13 protein-coding genes are annotated in these 17,338 nt (G+C 68.9%); 3 read left to right on the top strand and 10 right to left on the bottom strand.

Annotated elements, in window-relative coordinates; genetic code table 11:
• Positions 1-131: 131 nt before the first annotated feature.
• Genes WG898_RS01895 through WG898_RS01885 form a run of 3 tightly spaced genes read left to right on the top strand, consistent with a single transcriptional unit; the run spans position 132 to position 3,663 of the window.
• Positions 132-1,520 carry a glycoside hydrolase family 30 protein gene (locus WG898_RS01895; RefSeq protein WP_339601086.1) on the top strand — a complete coding sequence of 463 codons (1,389 nt, stop codon included), beginning with the start codon at positions 132-134 and terminating at the stop codon, positions 1,518-1,520.
• Complete coding sequence (locus WG898_RS01890; RefSeq protein ID WP_339601085.1) at positions 1,517-2,767, top strand: ABC transporter substrate-binding protein; 1,251 nt, start codon at positions 1,517-1,519, stop codon at positions 2,765-2,767. The genes WG898_RS01895 and WG898_RS01890 overlap by 4 nt, the downstream gene beginning before the upstream one ends.
• A 32-nt stretch (positions 2,768-2,799) precedes the next feature.
• Positions 2,800-3,663: a glycoside hydrolase family 16 protein gene (locus WG898_RS01885; RefSeq protein WP_339601084.1), complete on the top strand. Its 864-nt coding sequence runs from the start codon at positions 2,800-2,802 to the stop codon at positions 3,661-3,663.
• A gap of 9 nt (positions 3,664-3,672) precedes the next feature.
• On the opposite strand, the gene WG898_RS01880 is transcribed toward WG898_RS01885, so the two are convergent.
• From WG898_RS01880 to WG898_RS01835, 10 genes are all read right to left on the bottom strand, one after another.
• Positions 3,673-4,416 (bottom strand): Vgb family protein, encoded by a 744-nt coding sequence (locus WG898_RS01880; RefSeq protein ID WP_339601083.1) that lies wholly within the window; start codon positions 4,414-4,416, stop codon positions 3,673-3,675.
• Positions 4,417-4,597: 181 nt separating this feature from the next.
• Entirely contained in the window at positions 4,598-6,112 is a 1,515-nt protein-coding gene (locus WG898_RS01875) for a tryptophan halogenase family protein (RefSeq protein WP_339601082.1), read from the bottom strand.
• A 19-nt stretch (positions 6,113-6,131) separates the two neighbouring features.
• Positions 6,132-9,014, bottom strand: a complete 2,883-nt coding sequence (locus tag WG898_RS01870; RefSeq protein ID WP_339601081.1) for a TonB-dependent receptor — start codon at positions 9,012-9,014, stop codon at positions 6,132-6,134.
• 144 nt (positions 9,015-9,158) lie between these two features.
• Positions 9,159-10,208 (bottom strand): ABC transporter ATP-binding protein, encoded by a 1,050-nt coding sequence (locus WG898_RS01865; protein WP_339601080.1) that lies wholly within the window; start codon positions 10,206-10,208, stop codon positions 9,159-9,161.
• Between the two features lie 15 nt (positions 10,209-10,223).
• Positions 10,224-11,567 (bottom strand): GH1 family beta-glucosidase, encoded by a 1,344-nt coding sequence (locus WG898_RS01860; protein ID WP_339601079.1) that lies wholly within the window; start codon positions 11,565-11,567, stop codon positions 10,224-10,226.
• The gene (locus tag WG898_RS01855) at positions 11,567-12,376 is read right to left on the bottom strand and encodes a carbohydrate ABC transporter permease (RefSeq protein WP_339601078.1); all 810 of its coding nucleotides are present in this window, start codon (positions 12,374-12,376) and stop codon (positions 11,567-11,569) included. Before WG898_RS01855 ends, WG898_RS01860 begins: the two co-directional genes overlap by 1 nt.
• Before the next feature lie 28 nt (positions 12,377-12,404).
• Positions 12,405-13,325, bottom strand: coding sequence for a carbohydrate ABC transporter permease (locus WG898_RS01850; RefSeq protein ID WP_339601077.1), 921 nt, complete (start codon positions 13,323-13,325; stop codon positions 12,405-12,407).
• A gap of 12 nt (positions 13,326-13,337) precedes the next feature.
• A complete protein-coding gene (locus WG898_RS01845; protein WP_339601076.1) occupies positions 13,338-14,594 on the bottom strand; it encodes an ABC transporter substrate-binding protein in 1,257 nt (418 codons plus the stop codon).
• 106 nt (positions 14,595-14,700) lie between these two features.
• Positions 14,701-15,747: a LacI family DNA-binding transcriptional regulator gene (locus tag WG898_RS01840; protein WP_339601075.1), complete on the bottom strand. Its 1,047-nt coding sequence runs from the start codon at positions 15,745-15,747 to the stop codon at positions 14,701-14,703.
• Positions 15,748-15,809: 62 nt separating this feature from the next.
• A complete protein-coding gene (locus WG898_RS01835; RefSeq protein WP_339601074.1) occupies positions 15,810-17,330 on the bottom strand; it encodes a TonB C-terminal domain-containing protein in 1,521 nt (506 codons plus the stop codon).
• Between the last annotated feature and the right edge of the window lie 8 nt (positions 17,331-17,338).

Here is a 17,338-nt window from a genome sequence, read left to right as displayed (position 1 = left end):
CGCGCTTTGCTCATTGACCGCCGGCCGACAAGGCCCTATCCTGAAAAAAAGAAAGCGCTTTCATGAATTGAAAATGGGAGCGCTCGGTCACCACCCATGCCGCGGCAGTGCGGCCAACTTTCATGAGCCTGATGTCATCCCCGCGCAAGCGCACCGAACTGCGTTGGGTGCTGAGCGCCCAGGGCCTGGACGGCGCACCGGCGCTGCAATTGGCGCCGCAGAGGGCGCTGGCGCTGCTGCCGGCGGCCGATCTGGCCGAGGCGGGCCGCGGCCTGCCGCAGCTGATGCTGAACAGCCACAAGCGCTTCCAGCGCATCGAGGGCTTTGGCGGCGCCTTCACCGAGGCCGCCGCCGTGACCTGGCAACAGCTGCCGTCGACCGAGGCAGAGCGCCTGCTGCGCGCCTACTTCGATGCGGTGCAAGGCCATGGCTACACGCTCTGCCGCGTGCACATGAACAGCTGTGACTTCGCGCTCGGCAACTATGCGCATGCCGAGCTGCCCGGCGATGCGGCCTTGCAACATTTCTCGATCGAGCGCGATCGGCGCGCCCTGCTGCCCATGATCAAGGCGGCGCAGGCGCTGGCGGCGCAGCCCATCAAGCTGCTGGTCTCGCCCTGGAGCCCGCCGGCCTGGATGAAGAGCAATGGCCGGATGAACCAGGGCGGCAAGCTGCTGCCGCAGTGCGCGGCGGCCTGGGCGCAATGCTATGTGCGCTTCATCCAGGCCTATGCGGCCGAGGGCGTGCCGGTCTGGGGCGTGACGGTGCAGAACGAGCCCGACGCCACGCAGCGCTGGGACTCCTGCATCTACAGCGCCGCCGAGGAGCGCGACTTCGTGCGCGACCATCTCGGCCCGGCGCTGCATGCCGCCGGCCTTGCCGAGGTGAGGATCGTCATCTGGGACCACAACCGCGACCAGATGGTGCAGCGTGCCGACACCGTCTATGCAGACGCGCAGGCGGCGCGCTATGTCTGGGGCTGCGGTTTCCATTGGTATGGCGAGGACGCATTCGATCATGTGCGGCTGGTGCACGACGCCTGGCCCGACAAGCAGCTGCTCTTCACCGAGGGCTGCCAGGAGGGCGGCCCGCACCTGGGCTCCTGGGCGCTGGGCGAGCGCTACGCGCGCAACATCATCAATGACCTGAACCGCTGGACGGTGGGCTGGATCGACTGGAACCTGCTGCTGGACGAAACCGGCGGCCCCAACCATGTTGGCAATCTCTGCAGCGCGCCGATGCTGGCCGACCGCAGTCGCGGGCTGCTGATGCCGCAGAGTTCCTACCACTACCTGGGCCATTTCGCGCGCTACATCAGGCCCGGCGCGCAGCGCGTGCTGTGCGCGGCCAGCAAGCAGGACCTGGAGTGCACCGCGGCACTCAACGCGGATGGCGAGCTCGCCCTGGTGGTGCTGAACCGCACCGAGGCGGCGCTGCGCTTTGTGCTGTGCATCGACGCGCTGGCCTGCGTGGCGGAACTGCCGCCGCGCGCCATCGCCAGCTATGGGCTGGCACGATGACCAGGCGCCGCGCCTTGCTGGGGGCCGGGTTCGCCGCGGCCCTGCCGGTGCGTGCCGGCGCGCGCGCCGTGCTCACGGTGGCCGCCTTTCCGCTGGTGGACGAAATCGCCCGCGCCGCCCTGCCGGCCTGGCAGCGCCTGCATCCCGAGGTGGAGCTGCGCGTGCTGAGCCGCCAGTACGGCGACCACCACACCGCCATGACCACGGCGCTTTCCACCGCGGTGGCCCTGCCCGACGTGATGGCGCTGGAGTCCAGCTTCGTCGGCCGCTTTGCCCAGGGCGGCGGGCTGGAAGATTTGCGCCAGCCGCCCTACGAGGTCGAGCGCTTGCGTGCGCGCCTGGTGCCCTATGCCTACGAACAGGCGGTCGCGCGCAGCGGCGCGGTGGTGGCCATGCCGGCCGACATCGGGCCCGGCACCCTGCTGTACCGGCAGGACATCCTGGGCCGCGCGGCGCTCGCCGAAGACGACCTCACGCGCAGCTGGGAGCATTACGTGGCCGCCGGTGCACGCATCAAGGCGCGCACCGGCGCCTACCTGATCGCCCATGTACAGGGAATCAAGGACATCCTGATCCGCAGCGGCCTGCGGCCGGGCGAGGGCCTGTACTTCGATACCGAGTCGCGCGTGCTGGTGAATTCGCCGCGCTTCGAGCGTGCCTTCGAAGTGGCCCTCGAGGCACGCCGGCAGGGGCTGGATGCGCGCGTGCCCGCCTGGTCCAACGACTGGGCCGAGGGCTTCAAGCGCGGCCGCCTCGCCACCGAGCTCTCGGGCGCCTGGCTGGCCGGCCAGCTCAACAGCTTCATCGCCCCGGGCACGCGCGGCCTGTGGCGTGCCGCGCCGCTGCCCGAGGGCGCCAGTGCCGCCTATGGCGGCGCCTTCTACGCGATGCCGCGCCACGCCGCACCGGAGCGCAAGGCGCTGGCCTGGGATTTCATACGGCTGCTGACACTGGATGTGCAACTGCAGCTGCAGGCCTTCAAGCACTACGACGCCTTTCCCGCGCTGCTGGCCACGCACGAAGATGCCTTCTTCAGCGAGCCGCTGCCGTTCCTCGGCGGGCAGCCGGCGCGCCTGCTCTGGCGCGAGGCGGCGCGCCGCATTCGCGCCGCGCCGGTGCACAAGCAGAACCAGTTTGCCGAGGAAGTGGTGCAGACCGAACTCGACAAGGTGCTGAACCGCGCCAAGCCGATACGCCAGGCCCTGGCCGACGCGGAGCAGCTGCTGCAGCGGCGCGCGCGCCGTTGACGACACGACACTAGCCACAGGAGAGCTTACGCATGAACCGACGATTTGCCCGCGCCTGGACCCCGCTGCTGGCGGCGCTGAACCTGACCGGCTGCGGCGGTGCCGGCGGCGCCACCGCGCCCCAGCCAGCACCCGCACCGGCAATGGAGACCCTGGCCGTGCCGGCCGGCTACCGGCTGGTCTGGGCCGACGAGTTCGACGGCGCCGGCCTGCCCGACCCCGCCAAATGGTCTTACGACACCGGCATGAACAAGCAGGGCTGGCACAACCACGAGCAGCAGTACTACAGCGCCGCGCGCACCGACAACGCCGAGCAGCGCGAGGGCAAGCTGGTCATCACCGCGCGCAAGGAGCAGCTCTCCGCTGCGGCCGACTGGGGCGGCCAGCCCTATACCTCGGCGCGCCTGATCACCGCCGGCAAGGCCGAGTGGACCTATGGCTTCTTCGAGATCCGCGCCAAGCTGCCCTGCGGCAAGGGCACCTGGCCGGCGATCTGGATGCTCGGCAGCCAGGGTGAATGGCCCGCCGCCGGCGAGCTGGACATCATGGAGCAGGTAGGCAAGGAGCCCAGCAAGGTCTTCAGCACCACCCACACCAGCGCGGGCAGCGGCGGCAATGGCGCGGGCGCGGCCACCCAGGTTGGCGATGCCTGCAGCGCCTTCCATACCTACCAGATGGACTGGACGCCCCAGCAGGTACGCTTCGGCATCGACGGCAAGAGCCACTTCAGCTACAAGAACGGCGGCACCGGCAAGGCCCAATGGCCCTTCGACGCGCCGCAGTTCCTGATCCTCAACATCGCCATCGGCGGCGACCTGGGCGGCCCCGTCGACGACGCGATCTTCCCGGTGACGATGGAGATTGACTACGTGCGGGTCTACCAGGCCGCCAAGTAGCGCGGCGCGCTACCAGCGCCCCGCATGGCGCAGCACCCGGCCCGCCATGGTTTCGGCCACGTAGAGCCGGCCCTGGCGGTCGAACACCGGGTCGCGCGGCTCCCTGAGACCCTCGGCAAGCAGCTGCTGCCTGCCGTCGGGGCCGATGCGGGTGATGCGCCGCGCCTGCGGCTGGGCCACGATCAGCTCGCCCGCCGGGCTGAACGACAGGCCCACCGGGCCGGCGAGATCGGCAAACGGATGCAGCTGCCCCTTGGCGTCGAGCCGCACGACCTGGTTGCCACGCCAGTCGTTGATGAAGGTGTCGCCGTTGCGCGCAAATGCCAGGCCATGCGGCCCCTTCAGGGCGACGACGGTGCGCGAGCGCGTGGCCGAGGCGAAGGCGCGCACCTTGCCAGTCAGCTCGCAGACCCAGAGCTCGCCGTTGGGCGCAAACGCCAGGTCGACAGGCGACTCGAGCTCATCGACAAAGGTCGAGACCGCGCCAGCGCGATCGATCTTGGCGATACGACCGGCGCCGGTATCGGCCACATAGAGATGGCCCGCGGCGTCGAGTTCGAGGTCGTGCGGGCTTTCAAAGCCGCGCGCGATGCGCGTGAGCCGCCCGTCGACACCGATGCGCGCGATCTCGCCGCTGAGCTGCTCGGCCACAAAGAGGCTGCCGTCGGGTGCGAACAGCAGGCCGCGTGGCTGCGCCAGCCCGCCAACATGCTCGGTGAAATCGGTCGGCAAGGTGCCAGTGTCGGCTGCCATCGCCGCGCGCCACGGACCTTGAGCCATCAACATGCAGCCGATGAAGTGACGTCTGGTGTTGTGCATCATCACGAATCCCCCGTCAACCGTCGTCAAGGCCCTGTGCGCGGCGGCGGTGTCGGCGATATTGCTACGGTCCACGCCCGCATGCAAGCGCGGCGCATGGCGGCGGATGCGTTTCTCAGTCCCGCCCTGCGGCGCAATGCTTGGCGATGAAGTCGGCGTGCGTGGGCATGGCCTGGGCGCAATTGCCCACCACGCGTTGGACCTTGTCCAGGTAGGCCTGCACCTCGGCCTCGGGCAGCAGGTCGGCGAAGGGGTGGTAGCCGCGCGGGTGCAGGCGCTGGCCCAGCATCACCTGCAGCCAGCTGACCTCGGTGAACAGCTCCACGCCATCGCGGTAGACGCGGCCGTTGCTGGCGAACAGCTCCAGCTTGCGCAGCAGGCCCTCGGGGATGGGCATGTTGCGGCAGTAGTTCCAGAACTCGGAATCGTCGCGCTGGGTCAGCTTGTAGTGCAGGATCAGGAAGTCGCGGATGCGCTCGTACTCCACGCGGGTGATGGCGTTGTACTCGGCGATGTCGGCGGCGTCGAAACCCGTGCGCGGGAAGTAGTCGAGGATGCGCGCCACCGCCATGTGGATGAGGTGGATGCTGGTGGATTCCAGCGGTTCCAGAAAGCCGCTGGCGAGCCCCACCGCCACGCAGTTGCGCACCCAGAAGGTCTTGGCGCGGCCGGTGCGGAAGGCCAGGTGGCGCGGCGCGGCGGTGGCCGCGCCATCGAGGTTGCGCAGCAGGATGGCCTCGGCCTCCTCCTTGTCCATGAAGCGGCTGCTGTAGACATGGCCGTTGCCGATGCGGTGCTGCAGCGGGATGCGCCATTGCCAGCCCGCGGCATGCGCGGTGGAGCGCGTCATCGGCAGCAGCGGGCTGACCGACTCGCAGGGCACGGCGATGGCGCGGTCGCAGGGCAGCCAATGCGACCAGTCCTCGTAGCCTGCATGCAGGGTCTGCTCGATCAGCAGCGCGCGCATGCCCGAGCAATCGATGAAGAAATCGCCGGCCACGCGTTCGCCGCTCTCCATCACGACGGCGGCAATGCCGCCATCGCTCGCGCGCTGCTCGACCCGCGTGACCTTGCCCTCCAGGCGCTGCACGCCGCGCTGCTCGGCAAAGCCGCGCAGAAAGCGTGCATAGAGGCCAGCATCGAAGTGGTAGGCATGGGCGATCTCGGCCAGCGGCGAGCCTGCCATGTCGTGGCGCGCGCGCATGAACTTGGCCTGGCGCGGCGCCACCGTGTTGATCGAGTACTCGCCCAGCGGCGCGGCCTTGCCCTGCGCCGCCATGCGCAGCCAGAAGTGATGGAAGGGCACGGTATCGGCCATCTGACCGACCTTGCCGAAGCCGTGGATGTAGCGGTCGCCCAGCGCACCCCAGTTGACGAACTCGATGCCCAGCTTGAAGCTGCCGCGCGTGGCGCGCAGGAACTCGTCCTCGTCTATGCCCAGCGCGCGGTTGAACTCGGTGAGGTTGGGAATGGAGGCCTCACCGACGCCGATGATGCCGATCTCGTCGGACTCGATCAGCCGGATCGAATAGGCCCGCCCCAGCGCCTTGGCGAATGCCGCGGCCGTCATCCATCCGGCGGTGCCTCCACCGACGATGACGATGTTGCGCAGGGGCGGGTTGCTGTCCATGGCGGCGATGGTGTTGCGATCAGAACTTGTAGTTCACGCCCAGCAGGGTGGCGCGGCCGAAGTAGCGGATGTAGTTGGGCGTGAGCGCCTTGGCATCCGGGGCATTCGGGCCGACCGTCTTGCGGTTCATGGTGGGCTTGTCGAACAGATTGCTGACCTGCAGCAGCACCGACAGCCCCTTGTAGCTGCCATCCTCGAAGGCGTAGCCCAGCTGCAGGTCGGCCACCTTGTCGGCCGCCTGCTGCAAGGTGGTCGAGTTCAGGAAGATGTCGCGCGTGGTGGCCGTGAAGGGCGAGCGGTAGCGCTGGCTGATGCGGGCCGAGATGCCATGGTTCTCGTAGTACAGCGTCAGGCTGTTGGAGAGGCCCGAGAGGCCGTTCAGCGGCACATTGCGCTCGGTGCTGACGCTCGGGTCGGGGTTCTGGTCGCGGATCGAGCTGCTCAGCTTGGAGGCGCTGAGCACCACGCCGAAGCCTTCCAGCGCCGGGTGCAGCAGGGCGCCTTCCAGCGAGGCGGCGAACTCATAACCCTCCACCTTGCCGCCCGAGCCGTTGGCCGGGCGGATCAGCGGTGCGATCGGCTTGGGCGTCACGCCGGGAGGCGCCACCTGCGGGAAGCCGCTGGCATCCACCGCCGTCAGCTGGTTGTAGATATAGCTCAACAGGTTCTTGCGGAAGGCCGCCAGCGAAACATAGCTGCGCTTGCCGAAGTAGCGTTCCACCGAGAGGTCGAAGCCGGTGGCGCGCCAGGGCTTGAGTTCGGGGTTGCCGGCGTAGGCGGTGGTCCATTCGCCGGCATGCGGGGTGCCGGCCAGGTCGCCGATCACCGCGGGCGTGCTGGTGCCGGCGCGCATGTCGACGATATTGGGCCGCACGATGGTGGTGGCGGCGCCGAAGCGGGCGATCCAGTTGTTCCTGAAGTCGGCCACCAAGTTCAGGCTGGGCAGCACGTCGGTGTAGCTGGTGCCGCCGCTGCGCTTGTACAGCAGGGTGGGATCCGGCGCCTCGTCATTGCCGCGGTATTCCCAGCCGTCGGAGTTCTGCTTCGCATGCGCCACCTGCACGCCCACGTTGCCGCGCAGCGAGACGCCGAAGAACTCGCTGTCGATGTCGAGCTTGCCGAAGGCGGTGGTGACTTTCTCGCGCACATTCGAGTTGTTGGCCACCCATTTGCTGAACTGCCCCTCCTCCAGCGAGACCGTGCCGCCCTGCACCAGCGCCGGCACATCCACGCGCAGCAGCTCGGGGATGCCGGCCCAGCTCATGTCGAAGGGCGCGCCCACCACCGCGCTGGGGATGCTGCGCACGTAGTTGCCCGCGGCGTCCTTGGACATCAGGATGCGGTCCTCGTTCTTGGCCACATCCTTGCTGCGCTCGGTGTAGTTGAGGCCGCCGACGAAGCCGCTGAAGAAACCATCCAGGTCGCGCTTCAACGAGAGGCGCAGCGACTTGATCTCGTCCTTGATTTCGGGGTGACGCACTGCGCCAATCCAGGCCTCGTTGGGCACCCAGTCCATGCCCTGCACGTCGCCGAAGGCCATCCTGGACGGATTCGACAGATAGCCGGGCTGCACCGGCGTGAAGGTCTGCGGGCTGCCGTCGATGGGCACGTTCCACTGGTAGGCGCCATAGGTCCATTGCTTGGCGGCATGGTCGTAGGGGCCGCCGTAGGCCTCGGTGTAGCGCTCGTTGCGCTTGTCGCGCGAATAGCTCAGGTCGGCCACGCCCTTCCAGTGGTCGGAGAGCTTGAGTTCGGTGTTCCAGCCCAGCGCCGCGATATTGTCGCTGCGCTTGGTGTCGAAATTGCCCACATTGGCCACCAGCTGCGAGGTGGTGGCGCTGGTGGCATAGGTGTTCTGGCCGATCTGGGTGCTGCCCACATTGGAGAGCGCGGGCGCGATGCCGGCCGACCAGTTGCCGAACAGGCTCTGCGCGAACTTGCCGCCCACCTCATGGGTGTCGAACTTGGAGTAGTACAGGTCCAGCTGGCTGTGCAGGCTGTCGTTGGGCTTGTATTCCAGCACCACCATCAGGCCGTCGCGCACGTTCTTCTTGGTGGACGAGGTGGCGGTCCAGAACATCGGCAGCAGCGCCTGGTTGCCACCCACCTGGGCGGGCTTGTTGCCGCTCAGCGGCAGGCCGAAGGGTGTGTAGTCGCCGTATTCCACCAGCTCGGTCTGCTTGGTCTGGCTGGAGGAATCCAGGCGCGCGAAGCCCGCCGCCACGCCGATGGTGTTGTTGGCGAACTGGTCCACATAGGAGAGGCTGAAGCGCGTGCCGGTGGGGCTGGCCACGCCGGGCACCAGGGTGCCGTTGGAGTTGCGCTCGCCGCGCAGGTTGACGGCGATCTGGCGGCCGCGCGAGTCCAGCGGCCGCACCGTGCGGATGTCCACCGTGCCCGAGAGGCCCTGGCCGATCAGCGTGCCGTCGGGCGTCTTGTAGACCGAGGCGCCGCTCACCAACTCGGCCGGGAACTGGTCGAACTCGACCGCACGGCTGTCGTTGCTCGAGACCATCTCGCGGCCGTTCAGCAGCACGCCGGAGAACTCGGGCGAGAGGCCGCGGATCGAGATCACGTTGACGCGCCCATCAGGGCCGCGCTGGCCGGTCAGGCCGGGCAGGCGTGCCAGCGATTCGGCGATGCTGGCATCGGGCAGCTTGCCCAGGTCTTCGGCCGAGATCACCTCGATGATGGAGTCCGAGCCGCGCTTGAGCGCCACCGAGGACTCGATGCTGCGACGGATACCCGTGACCACCACGGTTTCGAGCTGCTCGGGCGGCTGGGTCTGCTGCGCCTGCGCGGCGCCGGCGGCGATGAACAGCAGCGCGCAGGCGGCGGCCACCGGTTGGACGTGATGGAGGCCGCGGCTGGGCCTCTGGCGATGCTGCTGGGCGGTTTTCATATGTCTCCTTACGGGGTTTCCGGTCAGTTTGTGAATTGCTGAAAGCGCTTTCACGTTTTCTCAAATTTAGCTGGTTCGGCGGCGTGCCTTCTCCAGACTTACCCTAGCGAGTGATTCGCGCCACAGTGGGCGGCGCGGTGCATTTCAATCCAGGCCGCGGCCGTCGGCGTCAAAGCCCAGCGCTCGATCGGCGCCGGCCACCAGGCCGACCGCAGCGCCGCTGTGCAAGCCCGGCGCGCCGGCCGCCAGCTTGGCGGTGAGCAGTTCGGCGATGCCATCCACGCGCAGATGCACGATGGAAACATCGCCCAGATGCTCGGCCAGCACCACGCTGGCGGGCACGCCGCCTTCGGCGAGCTGCAGATGCTCGGGGCGCAGGCCCAGGCGCTGTGCGGCGGGCCGGGCGTCGCCGCCGAGCAAGGTCCAGAGCTGCCGGTGCGCCGCACTGGCAGCGGCCCCGGGGCGGTCCACGAAATTGATGCGCGGCGCGCCGATGAAGCCTGCCACGAACTCGTTGGCCGGGCGCTGGTAGAGCGTGAGCGGTTCGCCCAGTTGTTCGATGCGACCCTGGTTGAACACGGCGATGCGGTCGCCCATGGTCATGGCCTCCACCTGGTCGTGGGTCACGTAGATCATGGTGCTGCCCAGTTCCTGGTGCAAGCGGGTGAGCTCGATGCGCATGTCCACGCGCAGCGCGGCGTCGAGGTTGGAGAGCGGCTCGTCGAACAGGAAGACCTTGGGCTTGCGCACGATGGCGCGGCCGATCGCCACGCGCTGGCGCTGGCCCCCCGAGAGCTGCTTGGGGTAGCGATCCAGCAGATTGCTGATGCGCAGGATGTCGGCGCTGCGGCGCACCTGCGTCTCGCGCTCGGCCCGGCCCACGCCGGCCATCTTGAGGGCGAAGCCCATGTTCTCGGCCACGGTCATGTGCGGGTAGAGCGCGTAGCTCTGGAACACCATGGCGGCGCCGCGCTCGGCCGGGCGCAACTCGTTGGCGCGCTGGCCGTCGATCAGCAGCTCGCCGGCGCTGATCTCCTCCAGGCCGGCGATCATGCGCAGCGTGGTGCTCTTGCCGCAGCCCGAGGGGCCGACGAAGACCATGAACTCGCCGTCGCGCACCACCAGGTCCAGCCCGCGGATGACTTCGTTGTGCTCGTAGCGCTTGCTGATGCCGCGCAGGGTGACTTGTCCCATCTGCTTGTCCCTTGATCAGCGCGCCGCACGCTGTTGTTGCAGGAAATCGCGGTACCAGCGCGCGCTGTCCTTGAGCGTGCGCTGCTGCGTCGCGTAGTCGACGTGCACGATGCCGAAGCGCTTTTCGTAGCCCGAGGCCCACTCGAAGTTGTCCATCAGGCTCCAGACCATATAGCCGCGCATGCGCACGCCCTGGCGCATGGCCTCGGCCATGGCGGTGATGTGGGCGGCGATATAGCGGCTGCGGCCCTCGTCGTGCACGCGGCCGTCGCTGCTCAGCACGTCCTTGAAGGCACCGCCGTTCTCGGTCACGTACAGCGGCGGCACCGGGTAGTCGCGGTGCAGGCGCAGCAGCAGTTCGGTCAGGCCTTCGGGGTAGACCTCCCAGCCCATGTCCGTGACCTCGCGGCCGCTGCTGTGCACGTCCCAGGGGCCGGCGGCGCTGATCACCGCGCGCGAGTAGTAGTTGATGCCCAGGAAGTCCATCGCGGTGTTGATGGCCTGCATGTCGCCGGCCAGCACCACCGGTGCATCCGCGCCCAGGTCATCCAGCACATCCTGGGGGTAACGGGCCTTGAACAGCGGGTCCATGTACCAGCGCAGCAGGCGGCCGTCTTCGAGGCGTGCCTTGGCGCGATCGGCCTCGGCGTCGCTGGCGGCATGCATGGGCGAGAGATTGAGCACCAGGCCCAGCTCGGCCTTGCAGCCCTGCGCGCGCAGGGCCTGCAAGGCCATGCCGTGGCTCAGCAGCAGATGGTGCGAGACCTGGGCCGCCAGCTTGCGGCTCTTCAGGCCGGGCGCAAAGATGCCGCTTTCGTGGCCCAGCTGTGCCACCACCCAGGGCTCGTTGTGGGTGGCGATAGACACCACCCGGTCGCCCAGGCGCGCGGCCATGCCGCAGGCGTATTCGACAAAGCGCTGCACCGTCTCGCGGCTGCCCCAGCCGCCTTTGTCCTGCAGGGCCTGCGGCAGATCCCAGTGGTTGAGCGTGAGATAGGGCTTGATGCCGCGCGCCAGCAGGCCGTCCACCAGGCGCTCATAGAAGGCCAGGCCGGCCTCGTTCCAGGCGCCGCTGCCGCTGGGGCGTACGCGCGGCCAGGAGACGGAGAAGCGGTAGGCGTCCACGCCCAGGCCGGCGATCAGGTCGAGGTCCTGCTCCCAGCGCTGGTAATGCTCGCAGGCGACGTCGCCGTTGCTGGCGTCGGCGATCGCACCGCTCTGGCGGCAGAAGCTGTCCCAGATGGAGGGGCCCTTGCCATCGGCGCTGGCGGCGCCCTCGATCTGGAAGGCGCTGGTGGCCACGCCCCAGACGAAGCCGGGCGGGAAGGATGAAGAAGTTGAATCTGGCAGGTGTTGCATTACTTGACGGCGCCCAGGGTGAGGCCCGAGATGAGTTGTTTGGAGCACAGCGCGAACAGCACGATGAGTGGCAGCGTGGCGATCGCCGAGCCCGCCATCAGCGCGCCCCATTCGGTATCCACCGGGCTCTGCAGGCTGCGCAGGGCCAGCGGCAGGGTGTACATATCGGGCGAGCGCATCACCACCAGGGGGCCGATGAAGTTGTTCCAGGAAGCGATGAAGGTGATCAGACCTAGCGTGCCCAGCGCCGGCTTGAGCAGGGGCAGCACGATGCGCACATAGATGCCCAGCTCGCTGCAGCCGTCCATGCGCGCCGCCTCCACCAGCTCGCGCGGGATCGCGCTGCCGACGAACTGGCGCATCAGGAAGATGCCAAAGGCGCTGGCGGCGCCGGGGATGTAGAGCGCACGCGGCTGATCGATCCAGCCCAGCAGGTCCATGATCATGAAGCTGGGGATCATGTTCATGAAGCTGGGTAGCAGCATGGTGCCCATCACCAGGGCGAACAAGGCCTTCTTGAAGCGGAACTCGAACATCGCGAAGGCGTAGCCGCCCATCGAGCAGAACAGCAGGGTCAGCAGGGTGGAGGCGATGCCTACATAAAGGCTCCAGCCCAGATTGCGCCAGAACGGCAGGCGCTTGGTGAGGATGGCCAGGTTGTTCGCCAGGTCGTCGCCGAACCACATCGGTGGGGGCAGGCTGAAGATCTCGCTGCGCGAATGCGTGGCGAACACGAACATGAAGTAGAAGGGCGCCAGCATGATGAGCGTGCCGAGGCCGACCAGACAGTAGGCGGCCCAGGGGGCCATGTGTTGGGCTTGTTGTCGCATCTCGTGCTTAGCTGGCGCGCGGGCGGAAGGCGCGGTTGGTCAACCAGGTGAGCAGGGCCACCACCAGGAACAGCAACCAGGACATCGCGCTGGCGGCGCCGAAGTCGTTGAAGTCGAAGGCGTTGCGGTAGAGATAGACCGCGGCCGTCATGCCGGCCTGGTCGGAGCCGCCCTTGCCGCCGGTGAGGATGAAGGGCTCCTCGAACAGCTGCAGGCCGCCGATCACGCTCAGCGTGACGCCGAAGAAGATCATCGGCCGGATGCTGGGTAGGGTGATGTGGAAGAACTGCTGCAGGCGGCCGGCGCCGTCCATGGTGGCGGCCTCGTAGAGGTCGGGCGGTATGGTCTGCAGGGCGGCGAGATAGAGCACCACGTTGAAGCCCACATAGCGCCAGAACACGATCATCGAGATGGCGGGCTTGAGAGCGTCGGGGTCGTTGAGCCAGTCCACCGCCTGTGCCGGCAGCAGGGCACCCAGCAGCGGCACTTCGCGCAGCAGCGCCAACAGCAGATTGATGAGGCCGTAGTCGGTCGAGAACAGCGAGCTGAACAGGATGGCGATGGCCACCGAGGAGGTGATGTAGGGCAGGAAGTAGGCGCCCACCACGGCATTGCGCCAGCGCTTGAAACCCAGGTGCAGAAAGCTCGCCAGCGGGATCGCCAGCAGATGCTGGGGCAGGCCGGAGGCCAGCGCCAGCCAGCCGGTGTTGGCGAGCGACTTCCAGAACCATTCGTCCCGCAGCGCGAAGGCGAAGTTGTCCAGGCCGACGTAGTGCATCGCTGCCAGGCCGCTGGTGGGCTCCCAGCTCTGGAACGAGAGGTAGAGCGAGAAGGCCAACGGGAACAGGCCGAACACCAGGAACAGCAGCAGAAAGGGTGCCAGCAGGGCATAGGGCGCCCAGCGCGGGGAGAGGCGGAGTGGCTTCATGGTCTTGTTGTCTCAGCGCAGCGCGCGTTGCTGCAGCAGGCGTTGGGCGTCGGCCAGGGCGCGATCGATGGCCTTGCCGCGCTCCAGCACCTTGTCGAGCTCGGTATCGATCACCTCGCGCGCAAATGCGTCCTGCTTGTGCACCTGCACCGCGCGGATTTGCGCCGCCGCGCTGCGCCAGTCGCGCCGTGCGCGCTGGCCGCCCAGGAAGGCCAGGGGCTCGTCGAAGAAGGCGTCGTCATAGCTCTCCAGCAGGGCCGGAAAGGCGTCCTGCGACTTGAAGGCCGCCAGCTGGCGCGCGCGGTCCAACGTCATCAGCTGGATGAACTGCCAGGCCAGCGGTTTGTTGGCCGCATCGGCCAGGCGCGGGATCGCGAAGAAGGTGCCGCCATAGGCCGCGAAGGCGCCCTCGGGCAGTTGCGCGGCGCGCCACAGGCCGCGCGTGCTGGGCGCCAGCCAGTTGTTCAGATGCCCTGCCAGCCAGGCCCCCGACATCTGCGTGGCGATGCCGCCGCGTTTGAAGCCCTCGCTCCAGTCGGAGGACCAGGCGGTCACGCGCGCGTCGAGCTTTTGCTGGCGCACCGCACGCGCCAGCTCGAAGGCGCGCACGAAGCGCGGCGTGGTCACCAGCGGGCGCGAGTCCTTGTCGAAATACATGCCCTCGCCGGGCCGGATGCCGGTGCGTATCAGGATGTCCTTCATGTCGCGCGCATGGGCCAGCAGGTAGGCGCCGGTGGCGGCCTTGATCTTCACGCCGGCGGCCACATAGCCATCCCAGCTGCCGGTCAGGTCGGCCTCGCCGAGGCCGGCCTTGGCGAGCAGGTCGTGGCGGTAGAGCAGGGTGCCGGGGCCGATGTCGGTGGGCACGGCCAGCACCGCGCCGGCGGGCGTGCTGGCCTGCTCGAAGGCATAGGCCACGAAGCGCGACTGGTAGCGGCGCAGCTCATAAGACGGGCGCGCCAGGTCTTCCAGCCCGGCGCCCTGGGCAAAGCGGCCCAGATAGCCCACCTCCAGCGCCATCACATCGGGCAGGTAGACCGCGGTGGAGAGCGCCGTGGTCATGGCGGTGTGGTGGTCGTTGAGTTCGCGGCTCACCACCTTCACCGCCACCGTCGGATGCAGCTGCTGCCAGGCCGGCAGGGCGGCGCGCACGATCTCGTCCACGGCCGGGAAGGCGGCCACGGTGATGCTCTGCTGGGCCGCGGCCGGCGCGGCCAGCAGCCCCACGCTCGTACAGATGCCAACCAAGGTCCGGGCCGCAAGCCGCATGCCGATGTCTCCGCCGCGCCTGCCGGCGCCATGTGATGTATATGAAAGCGCTTTCATGATACGCGGCACGCGGCCGCGATGTCAATCGCGGGTAATTGCCGGGGCCCTAAGCCAAGGGCCTTGTGGACGAGCGCACGATCAGGCGCGGTTCGGGCAGCTTGCCGGTGGGCTTCTGGCCTGCCAGCAACTGCAGCAGCGATTGCGCCGCCAGCCGGCCCAGCTCATGGGCGGCCTGGTGGATGGTGGTGAGCGGCGGCAGCGAATGGGCGGCGCCGGCCAGGTCGTCGAAGCCCACCAGCGACACATCCTCCGGCACGCGCAGGCCGCGCCGGTGCAGGGCCAGGGCAGCGCCGAAGGCCATCTGGTCGTTGGCGGCGAAGATGGCCGTGAAGGGTTCGCGGCTGTCGATCAGCCGCTCCACCGCCAGCAGGCCGCTTTCCTCGTGGAACTTGCCGGGCAGCACCAGGCCGGGCTTGTAGGGCACGCCGGCGGCCTCCAGCGCGGCGCGGTAGCCGCGCAGGCGCTCCTGGGCGTCCGGATGCACGGGGTCGCCGGCGATGAAGGCGATCCGGCGATGGCCCTGGCCGAGCAGATGTTGGGTGGCCAGGCGCGCGCCCTCGAAGTCGTTGAAGCTCAGCGCATAGAGGCCGCTGGCCTTGAGGCTGCGGCCGCTCACCACCACCGGCAGCTCCTTGGCGAGCTTGCGCAGCGCCTCGTCGCTGAGGCGGCCGGTCAGCACGATGATGCCGTCCACGCGGCGCGAACGCAGCACATCGATGCAGCGCTGCTCCTCCTGCGCGCTCCAGTGGCCGCTGACGAACAGCGGGCTGTAGCCGGCCGGGCTGAGCTCCTCCTCGATGCCGCGCAGGGCCACGCCGTAGAAGGGGCTGTCAATCGCCTGCGTCACCACGCCCACGCTCAGGGTGCGTCCACCGGCCAGACCACGCGCGATCGGATTGGGGATGAAGCCCAGCTCGGCAATCGCTCGATCGACGGCCTCGCGTTTTTCCTGGCTCACTACCGCCGTGCCGTTGAGGATGCGTGACACCGTGCTGGGTGAGACGCCGCAGGCCTCGGCCACCATGCCCAGGGTTACCTTGCCGCCCGGCTTGCCCGTGCTGCTTGTTGCATTCTTGCGTGCGCTGCTTTTCATGGCCTGTGTGCGGTTGGGGCGGGCTAGTTTAAGCGGCAGGATTGCGACAGCCTCCGATCGCCTCAATACAGCCGGATCGCCATGTCGAAGTGCCAGCTGCGACGGATCTCGACGACGTCGTATTCGCGCGCCAGCGCGGGCTGGAATGCCGGGTAGTTGGCCTGGCTCTGCACCACGCGGCGGATCGCATCGTCGATGGCCGGCACGCCGCTGGAGCGCACGAAGCTCACCGATTCGACCGAGCCGTCGCAGCGTATCGCCACCGTCACCAGCGGGTCGCCGTGGGCTTGCTTCACCGCTTCGCGCACCAGTTCGAAGGTCTGGTTGAGCTGGATCTTGCGCGCCCAGGCCTCGGCGTACAGCAGCATCTCGGCGTTCGCGTCGCTGCGCCCGAACAGGCGGCCGCGGCGTGCGCTGCTGTGCTGTGCCGCATCGCGCCGCTCCGCCTCCTCGTTGAGCTGGCGACCGATGGCCCGCAGCCTGGCCTCGCGCTTGTCGATTTCGGCCTGTGCCGCGGCCAGCTTGGCGGCCTCGGCGCTGGCCGCCTCCTGGCGTGCCGCTTCCAGCCGCGCCGCCTCTTGGCGTGCCGCGGCTTGCCGCGCAGCCTCCAGGCGCTCGGCTTCCTGGCGCGCCGCATCGGCCCGCGCCGCCTCCTGCCGGGCCGCTTCCTGCCTTGCGGCCGCTTCCTCGCGCGCCGCCGCCTGCCTGCTGGCCTCCTGACGTTGCGCTTCCAGGCGCGCGGCCTCGGCGCGGGCGGCCTCTTGCCGCTGAGCCTCCTGGCGCTGCGCCTCCAGCCTGGCGGCGACCTGCTTCAAGGCCTCCTGGCGTTCGGCCTCCAGGCGCGCGGCTTCGACGCGGGCCGCCTCCTGCCGCGCCAACTGCTCCTGTAGCTGCTGCTCGGCCTGCCGGCGCGCCTCCTGCCTGGCGCGGTCGAGCTCCGCGCGCTCCAGCGCGCGTTCCCAGGCGCGCAGGTCCATGCGCGCCTGCATGGTCTCGGCCGCCTCGCGTGGCGGCAGCGTCGGCGGCGCGGGCCTGACCGGTGGGCTCGCTGCACTGGCCGCCGCAGCCGGCGCCGGTACGGATGCCGCCAGCGGCGCAAGCGCGACGTTCCACCTGGCGGCGTCAGCACGCGGCATCGCGATCAGCGCCGGACCCGGCGCGATCGCGGGGTCGAGTTCGACGGACGGATCGGCGCTCAGGGTTGGTGCGCTGAGCTCCGCCGTGGCCGGCGGCGGCGCCTCGGTCGCTGCCTGTGCCAGCCCGGGCGCGGCGGCAATCGCGGCCGGCGGCAACATGGGCGACTCGGGTAGCGCAGGTGGCGGCGGCGCTTCGATCGCAGCTGCAGGTGCTGGGGCGGGGGCCAGCCGCACGCTCAGCTCGGGCACCTCGGCGCGCCTCTCCTGCCAGGGCAGGCCCAGGCCCGGCAGCCCCAGGCCCTGGCCGCCCAGGGTCAGGCTCAGCAGCAGGCCATGCACCAGCAGCGAGACGAGCAGGGCGCGCTGCGCGCGCCAGCGCGCCGCGGCCATGCTGCCGCCGCGCGCATGAGCTGGCGCAAGCACCTGGAAGAACTCTGTGAACCGCATCGGGGCGC

The organism is Paucibacter soli, from assembly GCF_037482845.1.
GTDB classification, from domain to species: domain Bacteria; phylum Pseudomonadota; class Gammaproteobacteria; order Burkholderiales; family Burkholderiaceae_C; genus Paucibacter_B; species Paucibacter_B soli.
The sequence above is the reverse complement of the archived record's forward strand: the minus strand, read 5'-3'. Positions and strand labels throughout refer to the sequence as shown.